Origin of the sequence: Salmonella sp. SA15303, assembly GCF_029962125.1 — a bacterium.
GTDB lineage: Bacteria > Pseudomonadota > Gammaproteobacteria > Enterobacterales > Enterobacteriaceae > Salmonella > Salmonella enterica.
This window is the reverse complement of record NZ_CP123925.1, coordinates 17755-38513: the sequence shown is the minus strand read 5'-3', so window position 1 is coordinate 38513 and position 20759 is coordinate 17755. Positions and strand designations below refer to the sequence as shown.

16 protein-coding genes and 2 pseudogenes are annotated in these 20759 nt (G+C 42.9%); 7 read left to right on the top strand and 11 right to left on the bottom strand.

What is annotated here, in order from left to right; all coding sequences use genetic code 11:
* Positions 1-12: 12 nt before the first annotated feature.
* Positions 13-2244: pseudogene (gene trhN / locus QEN31_RS23825) on the bottom strand (IncHI-type conjugal transfer protein TrhN); the annotation flags it as partial.
* An 86-nt stretch (positions 2245-2330) separates the two neighbouring features.
* On the opposite strand from trhN (QEN31_RS23825), the gene istA reads away from it, so the two are divergent.
* The gene (istA, locus tag QEN31_RS23820; protein WP_000627495.1) at positions 2331-3353 is read left to right on the top strand and encodes an IS21-like element ISSen3 family transposase; all 1023 of its coding nucleotides are present in this window, start codon (positions 2331-2333) and stop codon (positions 3351-3353) included.
* The gene (istB, locus tag QEN31_RS23815; protein ID WP_001531258.1) at positions 3350-4132 is read left to right on the top strand and encodes an IS21-like element ISSen3 family helper ATPase IstB; all 783 of its coding nucleotides are present in this window, start codon (positions 3350-3352) and stop codon (positions 4130-4132) included. The genes istA and istB overlap by 4 nt, the downstream gene beginning before the upstream one ends.
* A gap of 61 nt (positions 4133-4193) precedes the next feature.
* Here the strand turns inward: istB and trhN (QEN31_RS23810) are convergent.
* From trhN (QEN31_RS23810) to hdtA, 8 genes and pseudogenes are all read right to left on the bottom strand, one after another.
* Positions 4194-5162 (bottom strand): annotated as a pseudogene (gene trhN / locus QEN31_RS23810) (IncHI-type conjugal transfer protein TrhN); the annotation flags it as partial.
* 18 nt (positions 5163-5180) lie between these two features.
* Positions 5181-6236, bottom strand: a complete 1056-nt coding sequence (trhU, locus tag QEN31_RS23805) for an IncHI-type conjugal transfer protein TrhU (protein ID WP_181231580.1) — start codon at positions 6234-6236, stop codon at positions 5181-5183.
* 144 nt (positions 6237-6380) lie between these two features.
* Positions 6381-7892: a TrbC family F-type conjugative pilus assembly protein gene (locus QEN31_RS23800; protein ID WP_001256132.1), complete on the bottom strand. Its 1512-nt coding sequence runs from the start codon at positions 7890-7892 to the stop codon at positions 6381-6383.
* Positions 7879-8391: an IncHI-type conjugal transfer protein TrhF gene (trhF, locus tag QEN31_RS23795; RefSeq protein ID WP_001286760.1), complete on the bottom strand. Its 513-nt coding sequence runs from the start codon at positions 8389-8391 to the stop codon at positions 7879-7881. The genes QEN31_RS23800 and trhF overlap by 14 nt, the downstream gene beginning before the upstream one ends.
* A gap of 277 nt (positions 8392-8668) precedes the next feature.
* Complete coding sequence (gene rsp, locus QEN31_RS23790) at positions 8669-12973, bottom strand: IncHI-type conjugal transfer protein RSP (protein WP_001232109.1); 4305 nt, start codon at positions 12971-12973, stop codon at positions 8669-8671.
* Positions 12974-13092: 119 nt separating this feature from the next.
* Entirely contained in the window at positions 13093-13647 is a 555-nt protein-coding gene (locus QEN31_RS23785) for a plasmid transfer protein (RefSeq protein ID WP_000235773.1), read from the bottom strand.
* Positions 13648-13655: 8 nt separating this feature from the next.
* On the bottom strand, positions 13656-14081 hold the full coding sequence (locus QEN31_RS23780) for a hypothetical protein (protein WP_000836981.1): 426 nt from the start codon (positions 14079-14081) through the stop codon (positions 13656-13658).
* Entirely contained in the window at positions 14071-14523 is a 453-nt protein-coding gene (gene hdtA / locus QEN31_RS23775) for a H transfer determinant A (protein WP_000952689.1), read from the bottom strand. The genes QEN31_RS23780 and hdtA overlap by 11 nt, the downstream gene beginning before the upstream one ends.
* A 443-nt stretch (positions 14524-14966) precedes the next feature.
* On the opposite strand from hdtA, the gene QEN31_RS23770 reads away from it, so the two are divergent.
* A complete protein-coding gene (locus QEN31_RS23770) occupies positions 14967-15935 on the top strand; it encodes an IS5-like element IS903B family transposase (RefSeq protein WP_072201439.1) in 969 nt (322 codons plus the stop codon).
* A 56-nt stretch (positions 15936-15991) separates the two neighbouring features.
* Here QEN31_RS23770 and QEN31_RS23765 read toward each other — a convergent pair whose 3' ends face one another.
* Together QEN31_RS23765 and parM are read right to left on the bottom strand one after the other, a co-directional pair.
* Positions 15992-16630: a hypothetical protein gene (locus tag QEN31_RS23765; RefSeq protein ID WP_012695436.1), complete on the bottom strand. Its 639-nt coding sequence runs from the start codon at positions 16628-16630 to the stop codon at positions 15992-15994.
* 11 nt (positions 16631-16641) lie between these two features.
* Positions 16642-17679, bottom strand: coding sequence for a plasmid segregation protein ParM domain-containing protein (gene parM / locus QEN31_RS23760; protein ID WP_000818954.1), 1038 nt, complete (start codon positions 17677-17679; stop codon positions 16642-16644).
* A gap of 363 nt (positions 17680-18042) precedes the next feature.
* Between parM and QEN31_RS23755 the strand changes: the two genes are divergently transcribed.
* From QEN31_RS23755 to QEN31_RS23740, 4 genes are read left to right on the top strand one after another with little or no spacing between them, the layout of a single operon-like run.
* Positions 18043-18990, top strand: coding sequence for a metallophosphoesterase (locus QEN31_RS23755; protein ID WP_000718595.1), 948 nt, complete (start codon positions 18043-18045; stop codon positions 18988-18990).
* Positions 18987-19823 carry a hypothetical protein gene (locus QEN31_RS23750; RefSeq protein ID WP_000700976.1) on the top strand — a complete coding sequence of 279 codons (837 nt, stop codon included), beginning with the start codon at positions 18987-18989 and terminating at the stop codon, positions 19821-19823. Before QEN31_RS23755 ends, QEN31_RS23750 begins: the two co-directional genes overlap by 4 nt.
* Positions 19816-20337, top strand: coding sequence for a hypothetical protein (locus QEN31_RS23745; protein ID WP_327258413.1), 522 nt, complete (start codon positions 19816-19818; stop codon positions 20335-20337). The genes QEN31_RS23750 and QEN31_RS23745 overlap by 8 nt, the downstream gene beginning before the upstream one ends.
* Positions 20334-20723: a hypothetical protein gene (locus QEN31_RS23740; protein WP_000815011.1), complete on the top strand. Its 390-nt coding sequence runs from the start codon at positions 20334-20336 to the stop codon at positions 20721-20723. Before QEN31_RS23745 ends, QEN31_RS23740 begins: the two co-directional genes overlap by 4 nt.
* Positions 20724-20759 lie beyond the last annotated feature (36 nt).

Below are 20759 nucleotides of genomic sequence, written 5' to 3'. Positions count from 1 at the left end.
ACGGCCCCTTCTTCAATATTTCGGCAACTGCTTGCCCGTAACCGGATCCAGCGTAGTTGAACCTACCTCACATATGGCCGGTCGAGGTAAATAGCTACAATCTACATTTTCCTCTTTTATAGCCTGAGCATTTTCTTGTCTGGCCTTTATCATATTTTCTTCACCGCCCATTGCTTCCTTGGTACGTTCTGATGGAAGTTGATAGTTCTCATTCTGGAATGGTAAGTTTTCCACAATTGATTCTTCGGAGAATTTTGAATATTGATCAGGAACTTCTCCTACCTGAACTGCATCATTAATCCACTCCGTCAGATCAATTTTATCGAAATCCAGTTGCTGTATTTGCTTTATTGATAGCCCCACGCAATTAGAGGCGACAGGGTCTATTCCTAATTGCGGATAAGCTTGTTGCATAATAACGCGTGACAACATGGAATTATAACAGCACATGTCTGTTGCTTTTTTAACGCATTTCTTTGTGAAACCAACATTCAGATATTTGACGCATCGTTCCGTATCTAATGTAAAACAGGATTTTTGATTCTTATGAATAGAAGCTTCCATCTCTTTCTGGTCGCATGCTACCAACATTTCTAAAAGCATTTTAGTGACCTGATAGGCTGTATAAATCCAACCGATCACGTTTAATGCAAGCATAAAGTTTTGAACCGCAGCCGAGAAGACAACCTCTCCTCCGGTAGTAGCAACGTTCTTAAAGACAAAGTCACGAACTGTATCTGGTAGCAATTCGTAGGCTTTCTTCATTGCCATCTGCTTAAGCTGACCTATACCGAAGCTGGACATTGTTTCCTGTGCCAACTGGCCAGCACCTCCTGCCCCTCCAGAAGTTGCGGAAGACCCAACTGCCCTGCTTAGATTACCAGCGACGTTTTCATATACGCTCGTTAAGGAGCTCGTGACGTTGTTCCACATTTGCCCTACTGTTTTACCAGCTGATGCAGTCCACTCTCCGACCGCATTAGACATAGAAGCCCATGTACCTGTATCACCGCCGGTCCATTTTATTAGCTGAGCATTAACTCTGGTCCAGTTTGTGTTTCTGATCATAGATCCGGCAAGCATGATACCTTCAAGTGCTCCTGCGGTTCCCTGTGGTGCTTCGCAGCAGTCCGTCTTTGCCAGGCCATTTACAAAGCCTACTGAACGACCACACCATTCAGGTTTTCCTTCAAAGACGGAACATGAATTGGCATCGTTAGGGTCTTCGCATTTGGCTTCGCCCTGCATGTACTGAACCATGTTTGAATAAGCCGCAACTTTTCCAAAATCGTTGTTCTCTTCCTTTGGCCCAGTTTCGCATGTTCCACCTGAACATGGGATCATGCCAACACAGGCATTTGTAGAAGATTCAACCTCCCGAACTACATCCTTCCCTCTGTCACAGGTGTATTTCTGTTCATACATGTAGCAACTGTTAGTGCCCTCATCGAACCAACCCTCTGCACATGTTTGTTTATCGAGTACACATGCTGCATCATTTTTATAAGCACTACATGCATCAGGCATACTCTTTATTTCTTCATAGTTGTAACAGAGGTCCTTTCCATTAGCGTCTTTCATAATTTTTCCACTAGCGTCATAAGAGCAAATTTTGTCTTTGGCCAATGGATCACAAAAGTAGCCTTCAAGGTTTGTCTTCCAGGTAAGAAATCCTTTATCACCTTCATACAGAGGCTTTGCCAATGAAAGCACGCTTTCCGGAAGCCGTTTTGTGCCAACATCCATATCTTTAAACCGATCGAAACGGCAGAATGTATTCGGAGCTTGTACAGCATCGTAACAACCAGCTGGTTCCTGGACGTGCTTATCTTCGAGCTTCATATTTTCAAAAGTCAGCTCAACCTCAAAATACCCTTCACCCTTCCCACCAACCCATACTCTGGATGCCATTGTCACTTCTCGATCAGGCTCCTCATACACCGATTTTCTGACCTTATCAGTCACATCGTAAACCTTGTCGAGTTTCCACGATTTTTTTAACTCCCAAGATCCCTTAGGAGCCGGATAGTCACTTTCTCGATATGCACCATCTATGTGAGCAAAAATCTGCGTGCCATCAAGTGTTACCCGCATGTGGTCATCCCACTCCGCGTTAACAATCTTTGCTGAGGCCAATTTTGCATCCGGATGGAATTTTAATGTCAGTTCGTTATCATATACCCCGTCACTCCAGTAGTTGTCATCACGGCGACCAAACCATATACGCACACAATTATCGCCGCATGTTACCAACGGTGCAAAACTGATCCACCCCAGCGGTTGAAAATTGATCCAGGGGTTAATCTGCTCCTCTGAATACAGGGGAGCTTATGATCACTTTTGAGATTCGTATGGAAATTAAAGTCCTGCACAAGCGGGGAATGAGTATCCGGGCCATTGCCAGGGAGCTGGGTATTTCGCGCAATACTGTCCGCAGCCACCTGAAAGCCAAATCTGAAAAGCCGCAGTATTCACCACGCCCGGCACCATCATCACTGCTCGATGAATACCGTGATTACATCTCTAAGCGGATCAGCGATGCGCATCCCTACAAAATCCCGGCGACCGTTATTGCCAGGGAAATCATGGAGCTGGGCTATCGTGGAGGGCTTACTATCCTGAGAGAGTTCATCCGTAAACAGACCCTGCCAGCACAGGCAGAACCGGTCGTTCGCTTCGAAACCGAGCCCGGACGGCAGATGCAGGTTGACTGGGGGACCATGCGAAACGGCAAGTCACCCCTGCATGTGTTCGTCGCTGTTCTGGGATACAGCAGAATGCTTTACATCGAGTTCACCGACAACATGCGCTACGACACGCTGGAAGCCTGTCACCGCAATGCGTTCAGCTTCTTCGGCGGTGTACCGCAGGAAGTCCTGTACGACAATATGAAAACGGTGGTGCTGCAGCGTGATGCTTACCAGACCGGGCAGCACCGGTTCCATCCTTCCCTGTGGCAGTTCGGCAAAGAGATGGGCTTCTCTCCCCGCCTGTGCCGTCCCTTCAGGGCGCAGACTAAAGGCAAGGTGGAGAGGATGGTGCAGTACGCCCGCAACAGCTTCTATATCCCGTTAATGACACGCCTGCGTCCGATGGGGATCACCGTCGATGTTGAAACCGCAAACCGTTACGGCCTGCGCTGGCTGTACGATGTGGCCAATCAACGTAAGCATGAAACTATCCAGACCCGCCCCTGCGATCGCTGGGTGGAGGAACAGCAATCCATGCTGGCACTGCCACCGGAGAAAAAACAGTATGACGTGCAGGTTGATGAAAGCCTGATGACCTTCGACAGGCAGCCGTTGCATCATCCGCTCTCCATCTATGACACGTTCTGCAGAGGAGCCGCATGATGGTCGAACTGCAACATCAACGGCTGATGGTGCTTGCCGAACAGCTCCAGCTGGACAGTCTTATCGGCGCAGCGCCGGCGCTGTCGCAACAGGCGGTGGATCAGGAATGGAGCTACATGGACTTCCTGGAGCACCTGTTACATGAGGAGAAACTGGCCCGGCATCAGCGTAAACAGGCGATGTACACGCGGATGGCAGCCTTCCCGGCGGTAAAGACGTTCGAGGAGTACGACTTCACCTTCGCCACCGGCGCTCCTCAGAAGCAAATCCAGTCGCTGCGATCCCTGAGCTTCATAGAGCGTAACGAAAACATCGTGTTGCTGGGGCCATCGGGCGTGGGAAAAACGCATCTGGCGATAGCCATGGGCTACGAAGCAGTACGGGCGGGCATCAAGGTTCGCTTCACAACAGCAGCGGACCTGCTGCTACAGCTGTCCACTTCACAGCGTCAGGGCCGTTACAAAACGACTCTCAATCGTGGTGTCATGGCCCCGAAGCTGCTTATCATCGATGAAATAGGTTATCTGCCGTTCAGTCAGGAGGAAGCCAAGCTGTTCTTCCAGGTCATCGCCAAACGTTACGAGAAGAGCGCGATGATCCTGACCTCCAACCTGCCGTTCGGGCAGTGGGATCAGACGTTCGCCGGTGATGCAGCGCTGACATCGGCGATGCTGGACCGGATCTTACATCACTCACACGTCGTGCAAATAAAAGGGGAAAGCTATCGACTGAAGCAGAAACGAAAGGCCGGGGTTATAGCTGAAGCTAATCCTGAGTAAACAAGGTGGATCAATATTAAACCGTTGGTGGTGGCGGTAAGTGGATCACTTTTTACCCGTTGTTGACACCGCACATCGACATGTCTCCGTTTCCGCCTGAAATGTAAACAGGGACTGAAAAATCACGGGTTATCGTGCAGCTGCTGAAGTTATCTTGCTTAGGCGAGTTACAGTAGAACTCTTTGTAATCAGGATAGTGTGTGGTTACTGTTTTTTTAGAGGTCTCAACATTACAGTTCTGAAGCCAGTTTCCAGTACCAGCAACAGCATTTGTTATCTCATTTCTCCCCGCAGTAAACATGGGATCGTTAGGCTTTATAGATGATGCCGGGTTGTCCTTGTTAGCATTTACGAGGGTGCGGTAGGCAACGCCATCATAACTTTGAGCATCAAATAACTGGCTTTTCCGATTCTTTATATCGTTTACAAAGCCATCCTCATCCCCATAACGATCTGCGGCATTGAACTTAATATCGCTGTGCTTTTGCTCTGAGCTGAAAATCTCTCCGGTATTTGTTTTGGTTCCAGGAGTAGTATTGGGATTACTGCTTATACCAATGTTGCCATTAGCATCCCGAGAGAGCAGCTTTGCCCCTTCCTTGGTATAGTTTGAATTGATTGTCCCTCCAGACATACTCGGCAGTTGTACGGCGCTACCAATGGACTTTCCATCGGATGCGGCATTTTTCATGACACTTTCATTTGAGTTCCCTGCCCCATACTTTCCGAGATTAAGATTAGCGGATTCGGCTTTACCCACGTATTTCTCGGTGATCTTCCCACTGACATTCTCGCCTGAATCCGCATTCTTGTACTTCTCAACAATGTCCTGAGCACTGGTTGTCGCATTGCGATTTGCGTTAGGATTAGCAAGATTAAAGTTACTTTCGAGCTGGTCAAATATAGCGTCTGCCGCATAAATACGAGGAGTCATTACCATATTTATGAGAGAGATATAAAAAGCCCAACTCATAGTATTGGCAATCATTGATGCAATAATAGTTGAAGCTATCGTTTTTCTAAGTTTCATTATTTTTACCCTTAGAAATCAAGCGCCTGGTATATATCTGACGCAACAGTCATTGTAACGCCACAACATATAGACATAATTATCATTGCCTATTTTTTTGCGCCCACCTTTAAGGGTTGACCAGTCATGTACCGAATCACCAAGACGATGACAGCAATCCGGCCCTTTCGCCTCAGGAGTTGGGAAAAGCATTGAAAGCCGATACTGGGAACGAGGTGTAAAGTATTCCCACGTTTTCTCACACATTGCGTCTGCTCCCATCGTTCGCATCAGCATTCCCTGGCGATGTAGTTTAGTCAGAAGACGCTGGGTTATCAGTGAACTCGTCCTTACAGCGTCATCATTTGCGTAAATGTGGCCGGTTAATGGATAAAGGTTGCCATCGCATCCGGCACAAAAGTATGCAGCGAGATTATCCTTTCCTGCTGTTACTGCTACACAGTCAGCAGCGCACACCATTGAGGCAATTGGGTTTGCAAAAACTACTGCCTCTGGATTCAGGACGAGTGTAAGCAGATCACTTTCCCACATAGGGTCCACTTCGCTTATATAGGTCAGGCTGGCATCTATATAGGGTTCAGCAGTGCACTCGCCAATAATCAGTAATTTGAGCATTGTCATGATTGGGAACTCCCAAAGATGAACATCGTAAAATCCGGCTTCAGTTGCTGTCATTGGCTGATTTGTGTTGCTTTTACCAATATCAAACTGCGATTTTTGAAGCATCGTGCCTTCAAGAAAGGGGCTGCACCAGGGGCTCTTTACAACTTCTACAATCTTCACCGGCTGAAAGAAGCTCAATTGCCAACCTATTTCCGGTACGCCGTTCTGATCTGTGCAGTAGCAACCCGGACGTGAAGGAGCAGCGCCTTCTGGAGCTGCCCCTATGCCCATTATCCTCATGGGAAAAATGCAGCTCCAACAGATATTCTTAATCAAGCCCTGCCACACTCCAGCTGACTGACACATAGCCCCAGGGACTCCAGCATCTGCTGCCATAGCCATACCCGGTATAGAAAGCGAAAGCATAACTGCTACAATGAACTCTAAAAGTAACTTTTTGAATTTTTTCACCATCATGCTCACTTGGATGTAATAAATGTTGCAACACTTTCGATATAGTCGACGGCTTTGGTAAAATAACTTCTCATCTGGTCCGGATAATTTAGCGTCAGCCATGTTGCAAAGAGAGCGCCTATAATAAATCCGAGTTTCATCTTATTTTTCCTCTGAAAGATTTGGGGCTCCGATACCACGGACTTCTGCCTCGCTAAACAGGGTGATCCGGAATTTATCTTGGTCAGTAGTTATAAGCGCAGGTGTGTTTTTAATCTGAAAGCGTGAGATGATCTGTTCGTTAACTTTAAACACCTTACCGTTAAATTTTTCACGTAAATCATTTAGGTGATCCCATCCATTATCTTTTTGGATACGGGTAAACATTGGCATTACTTTTCCACTACCCAGACGTTGTCGATACTGCTGCTCAGCCCATACCAGCTGGCCCGGATTGAGTGGATCGAAAATTATCATCGTCAGGTTTTGAGGAAATCTCGAAAGTGGATTAATCAACTCACCGGCGGAAGCTATTACACGGCCCTGCTTATCTTTTACGTCCTGAGTGACCCTCACTGTAGGGTCAATTAAAAATTCTTTGTGTTCCTGGGCAGGAGGGAGGTCGACCATCCATTGATTTTTCCATGTGTCAGAAACGGCCCTTTTTTTTGCACCTTCCCAGTCATATTTTTGTGCACGTTCTTCCAGTTCTTTAATGATGCTCTTTTCTTCAACGGGATAAGTGGTACCAGCAACCGGGAAAATATCCTGATCGGGTTTTTTAGCAAGTTCTCGCTGAAAAAACTCAACGTTGAAGGAGCCTACCATTTTTGCAAAACGAGCTTGCTCCCTAGAAATAATTGTCGGTACTTGAGTTACTTGATACTGACTGAAGCTATCAGGATCAATTGTAATCAAAGGAGATTCAAATTTTCCTTTGACAATCATTTGGTTTATTGCTGCCTGTGTCTCTGGTAGCCGAGTAGTTCCTTTCTTTAGACCATTGAAAACTACACGAGCTTTATGCTCTGAGGCCGTACGTAGAAGGTCTTCCAGTACATAATCCGGCAAGCTAAATGAAGCAAAGATCGTTATTCCATTTTCAGTTGATAGTGCTTCTTCACGTGTGCTATCCATTTTTCTTTCGAAGTCAGCAGCTGTGATGCCCGAGGAACCAAACAATTTTTCGATATTTTTAGATTGTCCTCGCATGACTTCCGGCTTATTTTCCACAGCTTTCAGAGCCGCTTCATTAAGGCTGGCGTTTTCTTGAATTTCATCACGTCTTCTAATTATATCGTTGACAGCTTCAGAGTTATTACTTTGGGCCCTGATAGCCTGGGTATGGTCTATAACTGCTTGAACACTATCCGCATTCATACCGGGGACGTAACCACGGTTTATTTGCTTGCTCAGGTCCTGGTTTTTTTGGAGTGCTTCAGCTTGCGCTATGTACTTCTGCACATCTGGTGATTTTAGCGTAGCATCAAGGCTAAGAGCCCCATCTGGCTGCTGTGCACCTTTAGCCTGTGCCCCAAGCCCTTTTGCTTGCTGAGCGATTAGGTCAGCATCATGTTGATACTCAGTGCTTGCATTTGTATTACTTAAAACTGCACATAACGCAAGTCCAGGAAGTATTGGTAAATATTTTTTATTTACATTAAAAGATCGCATATGTTTTCCCAATTACTGAATTCAGCTTTACTGTTCCCCAAAAACGGGAATCCCATGAGTGATCGGTTTGCCCAATTAGGAAAACTTCGCCTTCAGGAATTATCAATTCTTTTTCAATCAAAATGGACGGAATATTGTATTTCTTCGAAATACGACGTGCATTAGCTTCAAAAAATTTGTCCCCGTTATAAACCCCATCCATTGTTACTTTAAGTTTGTCACCGCCCACACCGGCAACAATTTTTATGACTCGTTCATTTTCTGGGATAAAACGTACCGATTTCGGCATGTTAAATGCTATGAGTTCACCAGTTTTAATACTTTTATCCGAATGATCAATCATATAAAAATCAGCAGGCAGGCACCCATTCAATAAACCGTATCCAAATGTATAACGGGTGAAAAAGACACACATAACGAGAATCAGCAATAAAATATTAAGGGGGACATACCAATCCAGTATAAGCAGCCCTCTCTTTTTAGGTATGTAGTCGCTCATATTTTTCTCACTGGCACTGAAGAATATTTTTACTAGGCAGATGCACCTCTATCCAAGTAATTATTATCCATGTTTTTCAACGCTCGGAAGTCTGCAAACCAACCTAATATTCACCTATAAGAATGTTAATTCCTCAGCATGTATACGCAGCTTTGTTAGCGGCCATGAAAGATGCCTTTGGAGCAAAGTTACTTTCCGACATTAATTTTTCAAAGGTCCAATTATTGGGTATAAAAAAGCCGGGACATAATGTCCCGGCTTTATATTTAAAAATTAACTACTCACTGCTTGGTATTGATACAGTGTTTTCAGACTTACTTGCCTCTTCAGCCGGTCCGAAAACTGTCACGTGCTGTGTTGCAAAGTCTCCACTATCATCATAAGCAATTACTTTTATGTCCTGCTTACCACGGTTAAGGTTTTTAGAAAGTGTAGCCGTACTACCGAAAACGTTCCTTAATTCGCCGTTGATGAACCATTCATATCTAACCATTTTTCCATCAGTATCATCACATTTATTGGTAAAGCTCCAGCTTAGGTTGGTTTCCGTGTAGCTCAATGTACAATTAGGCACTGCGTTTTTAACGACATCAAACTCAACAGATGCTGAACCTCTCTGTCCAAGTTTACTAACAACATCAATTGTAATCTCGTATTTCTTTTCTTTTAAACCCGAGATCAGTTGAGCCCAATAATTTTTGCCGCTGGGTATTACTTCACCGTTCACCTTGTATGTGACCGTATCTATCGAGTCCGCCGAATGAGATAGCTTGATGTTTGACCTTAAGGTTACATCGAGTGGAGCTCTCATATATTTGTTAGAGAACTTGGGTGTCATCTCAACGTTCATTGGCGTTTGTTCATCGACAACAAAGGTATTTTCGATACGCTGTTCATTGTTTCGGTTATCTTTGAAAACAACCATCAATGTATATTTGCCAGGATTTTCAATTGTAAATTCTTTGGTGTCACCTTCATCTTTAGTGATTACCAGATTCTCTTTGTCGTAGATCCATTCACGGGAATAAGTAACACCAGGATAGTCTCCATCCTTAATACCGCTCAACGCAACGCGTAGGGTGGTCGGTGCCATGTCGTATTTAAGTTTGGAGCTTATTTTCATCTCGGGAAATTTATAAACCCACGATTTGACAGAAACTCTACGGGTAGAAACCGTATTCTCCTTATTGTCCGCTAACCATGCACTGTATTCAAAAGCAGCATATCCCTGTTTATCCAACATTTGCTCAGTAAGGGTAACAGACAGTGAAGAGCCCTTAAATGTCTGGCCATCCGGTGTTTTCCATTCTTCAACTACGTTATTACCATTCTGGTACTTACTGTTAGGGTTCGTGAACTTACCTTCCAAAGTAACTTTTTGACCAACCTCTACCTTTGAAACCCCCGTTACCGAGACAGAAAGGCGCTTGGGTTTTGCGGCTGCCAACCGAGCAGACGTTTCCTTCCATGAAGACTCCTCTGCCAGTTCATCGGAATCAAGGTAACGCATCCGGGCATAAATCGTAGACGGTAGGGTATCAGCTGAAGCCACAGTGTAAGTTGTATCTCCCTGCACCCAGTTGACTTTATCCTCTGACCAGAGAACCTCAGCGGTGCCTGCTGGTATAGGTTCATCGTTATCAAGCAGGGTTACAGGTATATCTGAGCCCTGAAGAATGTCTGTAACATCTATACTGAGCTTAGGCTGCTTGTAGGTAACTACCGTTAAGGCATCTGTGTAGGAAATCTTGGATGTGAATTTATTAGTCATTTTTGCCCTATAAAGCCACTTTCCTACTTCTGTCTTTTTGATACTTACACTTCTCTTTCCGGTCATGTCGGAAAGCATGGTCCAGGTTTGACCATTATCAGAGGACTGCTGCCATTCGGTGGGGGCGAGTGCATCAGAGTTAGCCGTACTGGCAGATTTGAAGCTTACCAGAGTACTAAGTGGGATCCTTCCGATAATAAGGCTTTTCGACAGGTTACCCTCCAGTTCCTCACCTTTATAGATTCGAATGCCTACAGCACTGGTCTCACGTTTCATTTCAAAATCAGAGAATGGCGATCTGACCTTAGCCACACCAACCAGACGCATATTACCCAGATCCATATTTTCAATTTTAATCTTGGTTTCGACAATGCCCGCATCATTGACCGGCAATGCTTCAGTCAGCGCAGTTCTTTCGTATGTAGTTTTATAACGGCCTGTTTCTGGATCTTTGCCGTATACACTTTTTTGAGAGTATATCGTGACGTCCCATTCTCCCATTGTTTTACGGTCAAATGCACTTTTACGTGTGGAGTTGTTATAACGCCCCACTGTTACCTTTAAGGGCACTTCAAGAGATGTGGCTGTTTTTTTGTCATCCACTTCCATCGATGCTCGAATATTGAAATCAGGCACCGTATATACGTTGAGGGTGTCTGTAGTTCTTAATTCTGGATCCTTTGAGTATTCTACAGCTATGTCAAAGACGTTCTTTGTCCACAATGGTGCAGCAGCAACCTTGACCCTTTGTACAAAGGTCGTTGCATCGTTGTTTGAGGAACGATTTTTAAATGACGTTTTGACAGCCTCAGAGCCGTTTTGAGAGACGATCATCGTAACGTCAGCTGGTACCACCTTCGCTAATATTCGAGCGGCCTCCCCCCCGGTCGTATAAGCCAGAGCAGTGTTCGGATTGATGCCTGCTATGACTTTATTCTTTTTGTAAGAGATGATCGGGTTGTATGGTAATTGTGTGGTCAGAGTACGGCGATTCCTTGCGGAAACCGCTTTAGAGCCCTTCCCGTTAATCATATAGACTTGATAGTCGAGCAGATTCTCACCTGTTTTATTAAAGAATCCAGTTAGACCCGGGGTACGTCCTTTAAAATAGAACTCCAACCCATCAGGGACATTGTTCCACTGAGGGTAGCATGCTGTAACATCTGATTTTTCCCCATACCAGGCGAGGTAAGCATTCGCATTTTCCTCTGTGGTAAACAGAGTGCATTTATCACCAGCTGTTTGACTAAGCAGGTCCGTATACTGACGTACGCGCGAGTAAAGAGTTACGTTTTTTTCCAGATTCTTAAGAGTGAATCCAGTAGGTTGATAAGTGAACACGGTACTGAAATTTACGTTTTTTCCATAAAGGTTTTCAGCCACCACAGTAATCTCGTGATCCGAATTAACTGCTAAATCGTCTCCAACCGGCAGGTAGTAAATACCTTTATAATTTGTAGGTGTTAACGAAACTACTTTGTTGTCTATTGTTACTGATTTTATGTCAGCAACCCCAGCCTGCCCCTGGAAAGCTGCAACGATAATCTCGTTCAGGAAGTATACGGGTGCTCGTTTAGTTAATACCTGCCCATCTTTGAGAACCATAAGCGTTGGGTTATCAGACAGCATCAGTTTGCTTTCAGGCTCAGTGTACGTAGAAGAGTTTTTGCTCGTATTTTCTACTGTAAAAGTCGCTGCGTAGGACCCGTTTATAAGATCCGTTAAGTCAAAGATATAGAGGTACTCATCACCGACTTTTTGAGGTCCACTTACCGGCTGTAAAGTTCTACGTAAAGGGGTTGCCCAGGACTGTTTGAAATCAATCTCAGTGCCATCATCTAAAGTCACTTTAGTCGTCGGCTTAAACACGCCATCCGGAGTCATAGTGAGCGACATAGCTGTTGGGAGCCACCATTCACCTTCTGTTTCTTGCTGGGGTACCTTAACGGCCACAGCAACGGTTTTGGCTCCGGTATAGATGTCCTGGCCACCTACTTTGATTGTTTTAGCCTCATCGGTAAAATTCCAAAGTGTATGGTCTACTACAGGAGGCCGATAATCCCAGTTAACAACAAGCTTTTTGGATTCAGGAGGTGCGAAATAATTATTCTTAGAGTTTGCTGTAATTGTGATATCACGTGAACCCAAAAGTTCATCTGTATCACTGGCCTTAATGCTTCCAACTTCAATGGTACAGGAAGTTCCGCCAATAGGTACTTCACAGGCGGAGCCTGAACCTATTGAGATGTATTGAATATAATTGCGGGGTTCAACAGAAACAGCGATATCTTTGATCGCTTCATCCTTTAAATACGATTTGAAAGAAAAGCCGTCATAGACTAATCCGTTCAGGGATGATTTAAGACCGGTGATAGTTGGTTTTACCGGTGCCACACTTTTGATTGAATATTCACCTTTTACTATTTCAACTTTTTTCCGTTCAGAACCAGAGAAGTAAGAAATCTTGTAAGGTAGTTTTAAATCACCGGTGGTGTTGGGAACGCCTGAAAGAGTGAAGCCGTTAGAAGTTAATCCCAAGGTATTGGGTAACCACTCAAAAAAACAAACGAGGTTATCAACAGAGGAAGTCGCTCGATCATCAACCGTTACATTACAGGCTGTGCCTGCACCTGAGGCAGTGATAGTGTTAGAATTAACGTATGCAACAAAGTCGCCCGGCCCCGGGTCAAAGGATACGGCTGGCAAATCAGCCTGTAGCTTTCCTGAAATCATAATCGCTTCAGCATAGACCGCTTTAATCGGAGCAATTAAAGAAAACAACAGGGCTAAACCTAAACCTGATTTTCTCATGACGAATACCTGTTTTTCTGAGCAAAATTAAACTCACTTTACGATGAAAAACAGAAATATCCGTTCGTATAACATTTAAAAAAACCTGTATTTTTCCGTATATTCCGTATGTTAATGCGCTATTTTGAATTCTTGGCTTCAGATAAGCGAAGCGCGGTAATTATAGACTCGGAGCTTACCCAGGGCGTTTTTTGAGCAAGATATCCAAGTATGTAGAGGCCAATTTTAACGCAATCCATTTGTGAGACGGGGACCATGTGCATGAAGGGTTTTAAGCCATCTTTATCGACTGGAACTATCCCTGCGGATAACAACAAACCGCCCCTCTCGTTTGGGGTAACGCTTATATTTTTGTATACGACGTGGCCATGATGTGAGGTTTTCCTCTTATCAATCTTTAAAGTATGCATGATTCTAAGAAATACAGATGCCATCTGCATAACTTCATTCGTCGACAATTTTAGAAGTACAGAACGGTTTGAGCCCCAGTCATAATCTTTTTTTGCGTTCCTTGGAGCGACGTGCAATGTAAGATAATAATTATCAATCTCATTTGAAAAAGGTGAAGGTTTTGATGAGCTAACATCTTCATTGTTCATCTCAATGACAAGGGCTGCATCCTGACCAAATGCTTTAACATTATGGTTTTTAAGAGCGAAGTCTGAAGTTGCCATATAAAAAGTCACTTTTGATAAAACCACATACCGCCTAATGATTCATCATCGGCAAGATGCTTGAAATTTGATAGTGTAAATCCTGTTTTGGTTTCAGAAATCACCAGGCTGTAAGATGCCGTATGTACAAGGCGAGAATTGTTTAGATCAAGATCATCACAAAAACCAGGGCTTTTGACGGGGTCAGCCTTTTCAACAAAAGTTACTTTTGAAGCGATGCCGTTGATCACGATTTTCTCGTTATCAGCAATTTTAATGTTTAAAGAAGGCGAGCTTTTATCACATGGCAGGAAGAGTGATGTCTTTTTAAATGTGTTTCCAGTGAAGTCCAAAAGGTCAGGTTTAACCGGAACATTGTTTAGGATTTTATAAACTCCAGCAAATGCACATAACACAACAAAACCAGATAAAACATATCTAATCTTAGACTTCATCCCCCAGTTCCTCTCCTAAAAGTTTTAACGCGCTTACGCACATAAGCCTCAACTGATACAGTAAGTTATCAGCGGTTATTCCACCAACGAAGGTAACTGTACGTCGTATTGATGCTCCGCCAGGCTCGCACTGGATATGGCCAATACCAGAATCACGGAGGAAGTCATTTTCTGCACTTACAAGGTCTGACTCTACAGGTGGAATGATAACTTCAATGAGTATTGTATCAACTGGGGCCCACTCCCAATCGAACTTAAGAGAGGAAATTGGGGATATAGAAACAAGAAGCTCATCAATATTAAAAATTACGGGTTTTATTCCCATAACCTCAGACTGAATGAAGTGGCTTTCTACCATAACTACCGGAAACTCTGAAATAGTCAGAACTCCGATTAACTGGTCTCGGCGTAAACCATGTATTAGTGAGTTGCGAGATAGCATTCGATCAGCCTTTATTATAATAATCAATCATTTGGGACAAGGACAAAAGGGATTACAGAAACGAAGATTCTACATGAACATCGTTGTCAGTGACCTTAGGTCCATCGGGTATAAGGGTATCAAAAAATCCTTACATAACCATTAAACCACAAAGACTTTTTACGTAAAATAATAATTAAGTACCAGATTTATTAAGATAATTCTTAGGTTTTTTACAAATTTAGGAAAAATCCGCACTTCCTGTAACAGCATCCAAATTAACCTAAAATACCGTTTCATTAACAGTAATTTTACAGATTCAGCTGAAGCCTGAGTTTATTATAACAAAAAAAAGGCCAGCAAGTATGCTGGCTTTCCTGGTAAGACAAGTTGAACTCAGAAGTCGATTGTACTGTCTCTCACCTATCTTGCGGCTTTGTTGAATAAATCGAACTTTTGCTGAGTTGAAGGATCAGATCACGCATCTTCCCGACAACGCAGACCGTTCCGTGGCAAAGCAAAAGTTCAAAATCACCAACTGGCCCACCTACAATAAAGCCCTCATCAACCGTGGCTCCATAACTTTCTGGCTGGATGATGAAGCTATTCAGGCCTGGTATGAGTCAGCAACACCTTCTTCACGAGGCAGACCTCAGCGCTATTCTGACCTTGCCATCACGACTGTGCTGGTCATTAAACGCGTATTCAGGCTGACCCTGCGCGCTGCGCAGGGCTTTATTGATTCCATTTTTTCTCTGATGAACGTTCCGCTACGCTGCCCGGATTACAGCTGTGTCAGCAGGCGGGCAAAGTCGGTTAATGTCAGTTTCAAAACGCCCACCCGGGGTGAAATCGCACACCTGGTAATTGATTCCACCGGGCTGAAGGTCTTCGGTGAAGGCGAGTGGAAAGTCAAAAAGCATGGCCAGGAACGCCGTCGTATATGGCGAAAGTTGCATCTGGCAGTTGACAGCAACACACATGAAATCATCTGTGCAGACCTGTCGCTGAACAACGTTACGGACTCAGAGGCCTTCCCCGGGTTAATCCGGCAAACCCACCGGAAAATCAGGTCAGCCGCCGCCGATGGCGCTTACGATACCCGGCTATGTCACGATGAACTGCGGCGTAAGAAAATCAGCGCGCTTATCCCTCCCCGAAAAGGTGCGGGTTACTGGCCCGGTGAATATGCAGACCGTAACCGTGCAGTGGCTAATCAGCGAATGACCGGGAGTAATGCGCGGTGGAAATGGACAACAGATTACAATCGTCGCTCGATAGCGGAAACGGCGATGTACCGGGTAAAACAGCTGTTCGGGGGTTCACTGACGCTGCGTGACTACGATGGTCAGGTTGCGGAGGCTATGGCCCTGGTACGAGCGCTGAACAAAATGACGAAAGCAGGTATGCCTGAAAGCGTGCGTATTGCCTGAAAACACAACCCGCTACGGGGGAGACTTACCCGAAATCTGATTTATTCAACAAAGCCCTATCTTGCCAAAGTCGCTAGTCGCTTGTTTGCCTTAGCTTTAGATTTTATGCTTATGGAGGCGGTTTGATTTTCATCCGATACTTTTTCTAGCACTGGCACCACAGAGGAAATGGACTTTTCTTTTGAAATTTTGGATGCACCTGAAGAAAGTGGGCTTTCAGATGGTATAGAGGTATCGCTTCCCTCATTTTCAATCTTCACACCAAAGCAGGCATGTTCCTTTTGTACAAGGAAGGTTTCTTTTACAGAAACAGAATCCTGCTTTGAATTATCTAATTGTAGAGGTGTTAAATACTCCTTAAACTTTTGATCTAAGACATTCTCTAGCAATACATTAATAGGAGGCTTAGGTTCAGTATCTATAGTATTTCCATCATTCAGAAACCTATTAAGATCTGCAAGTGTTAATCTTTCGTTTAAACCATTTATAAAATTTGCCAAGTCAGGAAATAAATTATTTAATACCAACCCGGTACTAATAGCCGACCTAATTAAATCCAGTTGGTCACCCCTATGACAAAGTTCTGTTTTTTTCAAGAAACTATAAACATAGGGTGCTTTTCTTTCGGATATCCAGAAAGACCGGATCTGAATCCGGTCGTTATCTGCCTTATTTGAGATAGGGTATTTAGCCATGTTCTAGCTCATTATTCTGAATAAATAGTATCAGCAATTGCCAAAGATAATGCGAACTGCGGATTGTCTACCATGATAACTTTAGCCGTTTCAAAATGTTTACGAATAGCTGTTTCGATGAGATATGAACCTCCCCCAACAAGGAAAACATTATGAGGCCTCTCTTCGACTTGTGTAACCGCTCTGATTACTTTACTTTGCAACTTCTGTACCGCAGAGTTTACCGCATCAAAAACACCGTCACGCTTGTCCTCTGCAACCTTCAAAGCTGATTTATCATGACGATTATCAACAAGATGATGAATGTAAGCATTACTCGTATTCAGTTTCTCAGATTCAAGATACCTGCTGATCTCATCGTAAACAATAGAACAACCAATACGGTCAAAACCTTTTACTTTCGAAATCTGTTCTAATTGCCCAGTAATACTTGCAACATCAAGAGTAGTACCACCAAGATCAATTACCAAACTTGATTCAAATGAAGCAATATCCTCAATTTCATCTGCCCGGGTCACAGCTGGTAAAGATTCAGGGAAAACAGTCACAGACAAAACGTTAAAAGAATAGCGTTTACCGTCAAGATAACGCTCTACTGGTTTCATCAGATTATCTTTTTTTCTCTGAATATTTTCAATATTCGTTTCCCCTAAAGCAGTATAGAACTGGCTAAGTGGTAAAGTAACAAAGAGGTGAACATCCTGAGGAACTAAACCAGAAGCATGAAGTGCATGGTGAACATTTAACCGGCTAATTTCATCGTATTGGTGAGATACATCAGTCGATTCCAGTGAGTTACTAGATTCGCTGTGATGCGAAAACCTTTCCAGCCCATCAATAAGATAGTTAAAAGGATTGAGACCCTCATGGCGAACACGGAAATCTGGAACAAAACTATTTTGTGTAAGCAAGGGAACTAATTCGTTTCTTTCATTAAGACAAACCAGTTTTGCAGCTTTACTTCCATCATCGACAACGATTTTTAAAGCTTCAGTGATATCCTGCACTGATGGTGAAACAGGACTTTCAGATTTTAATAGTTCAGCCATAAAAACTCTCTTTTATTAATAGGACCATATTAGATATTAACTTTATACATTAATGGTGACCTATTATCAACATTAACACTATTAAAAAAATACGTAAGTCTATGTTATTTCAGCATCCTTCCATTTTAAATACCTTACCGTTAAATTTCCTGTATTCATGTATTAACCATGTTTATAAAGGAGCCAATTATAATCAGAAAGTTACTTTGCATCCTAAGTATGAACTGTTTGAGAGCCAGGACTGGGGCCTTTACCTGTAAGTAACAAAGGTCCTTAGGCTTAGAATCCAAAATGACGCCTTTTTGTAAAAAAATCATAGTTCGAAATACCGTATCATCGATGTAAACATACGTAGAGGAATTTATGGCAGCTGAGCACGTCCAAACTATAGACCTTACAAACTTCTCCGGAAGGATTTTCTTTCTGGCAGATCCTCATGGACATTACTCTGCGCTGTGCAACTTGATCCAATCAGTTACAAAGCCAGAAGAAGAGATAGTAATTTTCTCTACTGGAAATTTGTTTGACTATGGGCCGGAACCCATAGAATTGATGAAGGCGATAAACAGTGGCTTTTTCGATGGACGTTTTGTGAGGCATTTCTCAGCTGCCGGAGCCGGAGAAGAAATGTTAAAAAAATTGTTACCATTAAACAAAGACCGGAGAACATTTTACCCCAGCACATACCTCAATGAGAGATGGTGTGTAATGGGCGGAAAGTGGCATAAAGCTGTGAATCGTTACTATTTAGAGGAAGAGGTAAAAAAACTTCTTAATACCCAGCTTGGTACGATGATGCAGATTTTACTAAAAGGCGATATAAAAATTGGGGTTTGCCCTTCTGATTACGCCCCTATCCGCACATCATTCACTGATACTTATAATGCGCTTCAAGCATTCAACTATGCCAATGTGAATATTTTTCAGAGCCAGTTTCTATTCGGTATGGACCATGCCGTAATACCAATGATGATAAATGACGTCAACCTTATGGTCCTAGGTAGGAATCCTGTAAACAGCATTCGAAAAGCCCATGGTCGTACTCAAAACAATCTTCCAGTACTGATCGGTAATTGTTTGCATATAAATACTGGATCACTCTATATGTCAAAATTAGAAGACCAGGTAATAGTTGCTCCGGGTATACCGCAAACTGACTCACCAGCACTTACATTAGTAGAAATAATCATGAAGAACAATCCAGTTTTATTGTGTCATCAGCTAATACAAACAACAAACAAGTTTTATTCACTTAAAACCTATCCTTTAGAACTCGATTCGATTGAAAACAACATTGAGGTAACAAGATGAAGATAAATTGGAAGATTATCTCAATTTCAACATTACTTTTGCATCTTCACGCAGCAGCTGCACCACATCAAGAGAAAGAGCATAGAAAAGATGCTTTTTCTTCTGCCGCACAGAAAAGTGATTCACTTATATCTGCTAAAGCGGAGCTTATAAACGGAAGGTGGTTTATAAATGGTAAATATAGGCCTGTTCTAAAGACCAGCATGACCAAAACCAATTTCTTAGAAATCATGAATGTTTCAAATAAAGAATCACTTTTTATTGTGATACCAAAACTTGAGTATAATATCATTGCCAAAAATAAAATCTTACTAAATGAAAAAATTGCATTAAGCGAAGGCACATCCGGAAAAAGCATTGTTTGGGTCGAGCCAAAATCAAGTCTAACTATATCGTTTATAAATGACCTTGCTAATACGCCCCTTCAGGCTATCGTTTCGATCACAAGAAACAACAAAGATATAATTGCCATCTTTGGACCGGATCAGGGTAAAGGGTTTACTCTTCCCGGAAATACGTCTAATGATCAAGTGTCCGTTCCTGACTATTCTGACCTAAATATAAAAAAACTTAACATACCTCAAAGTGTTGGTAATCCAGTAACCATCAATCCTAAAGAGAAGAATTACCTCTTAGTTGGACAAGGAAAATATGAAATCTTATCTCTTCCTAAATATCAACATTTAGTATTTTCTGAACCCGTTTATATTGAGAAAAGAAAAAATATCCTCGGTGGTTATGGTTATTGGACGAAAGAAACAATTCTCTACCCCGGTGAATCATTATCTTTTATAACGAGCGCCAAAAACAATCTAAGGAAGCGGGATGATTGAAGTTATCACACTTTTATTGTTTGCATTACTGACTGGTTGTCAGTCAGTAGAAAGTAAAATCGAAGAACTCCCGACAGTTGGTTTTGACCCTATTCTATACAATAAAAGTGAGGCCTTTACTGACGGAAAAGTTACTTTACGTGTCGAAAGTTCAGGAACTGATGTTTGGCTTGTCGCCAAGAATGGAACCAGAAGTTTTATTGAGCTTTCAGGCCTAACGCTAGGTGGTAGTCGTTGTGCTTACAATGCCCGTAGTAAGCAACTTTTGCCCCCAGGCAGCGTAAGCACATTCGTAGTTCCTACGGTTGGAATGCTTGGACTTTGCTTCAACAATGAAGATCAACTTATGTTTATTAACCGTGCTTTTAGCAGAATCTCTCCCAAAGCAAAAGGAAAAGATTCGCTTTCGCTTTTATTTTCTGTTAGTTACGATTTTCCCGGAAAAGCGGACCTAATTACTAACCACGATTTTCAAGAGTTATATCTTTTATTTTTGAATGAGGATAATCTATGAAACAAACATTAATTGTTATTTTAATATGTTTTTGTCACACGGCTTTAGCATATCCATACCGTATCTATACTGTCCCGGAAGGGGCATTAGTAAAAAACATACTAACTAATGAATATCTAGGAAAAACCCCTGTGGTTGTGGACGTGAGCAATACCGAAGCTGGTTCTACTTTTGGGATTTCATTATTTAGACATGAAAATGTTGCTATAAAGATTTTTACAGTAATGCCTTCAGCAGAAAATAATTTTGCTGTTTCTGGACCTGACGTTGCAACTATGTCATTGCCGGGAAAAGCACCTTTAAACGTAGTAAATGATGGGAATGGCGCTTCTGTTCATATAGAACTAAGACCTTATATGTCTGAACCTGCGCACACCCCATATTAATATAACAAGAAATTAAAAATATAAATCATATGAACT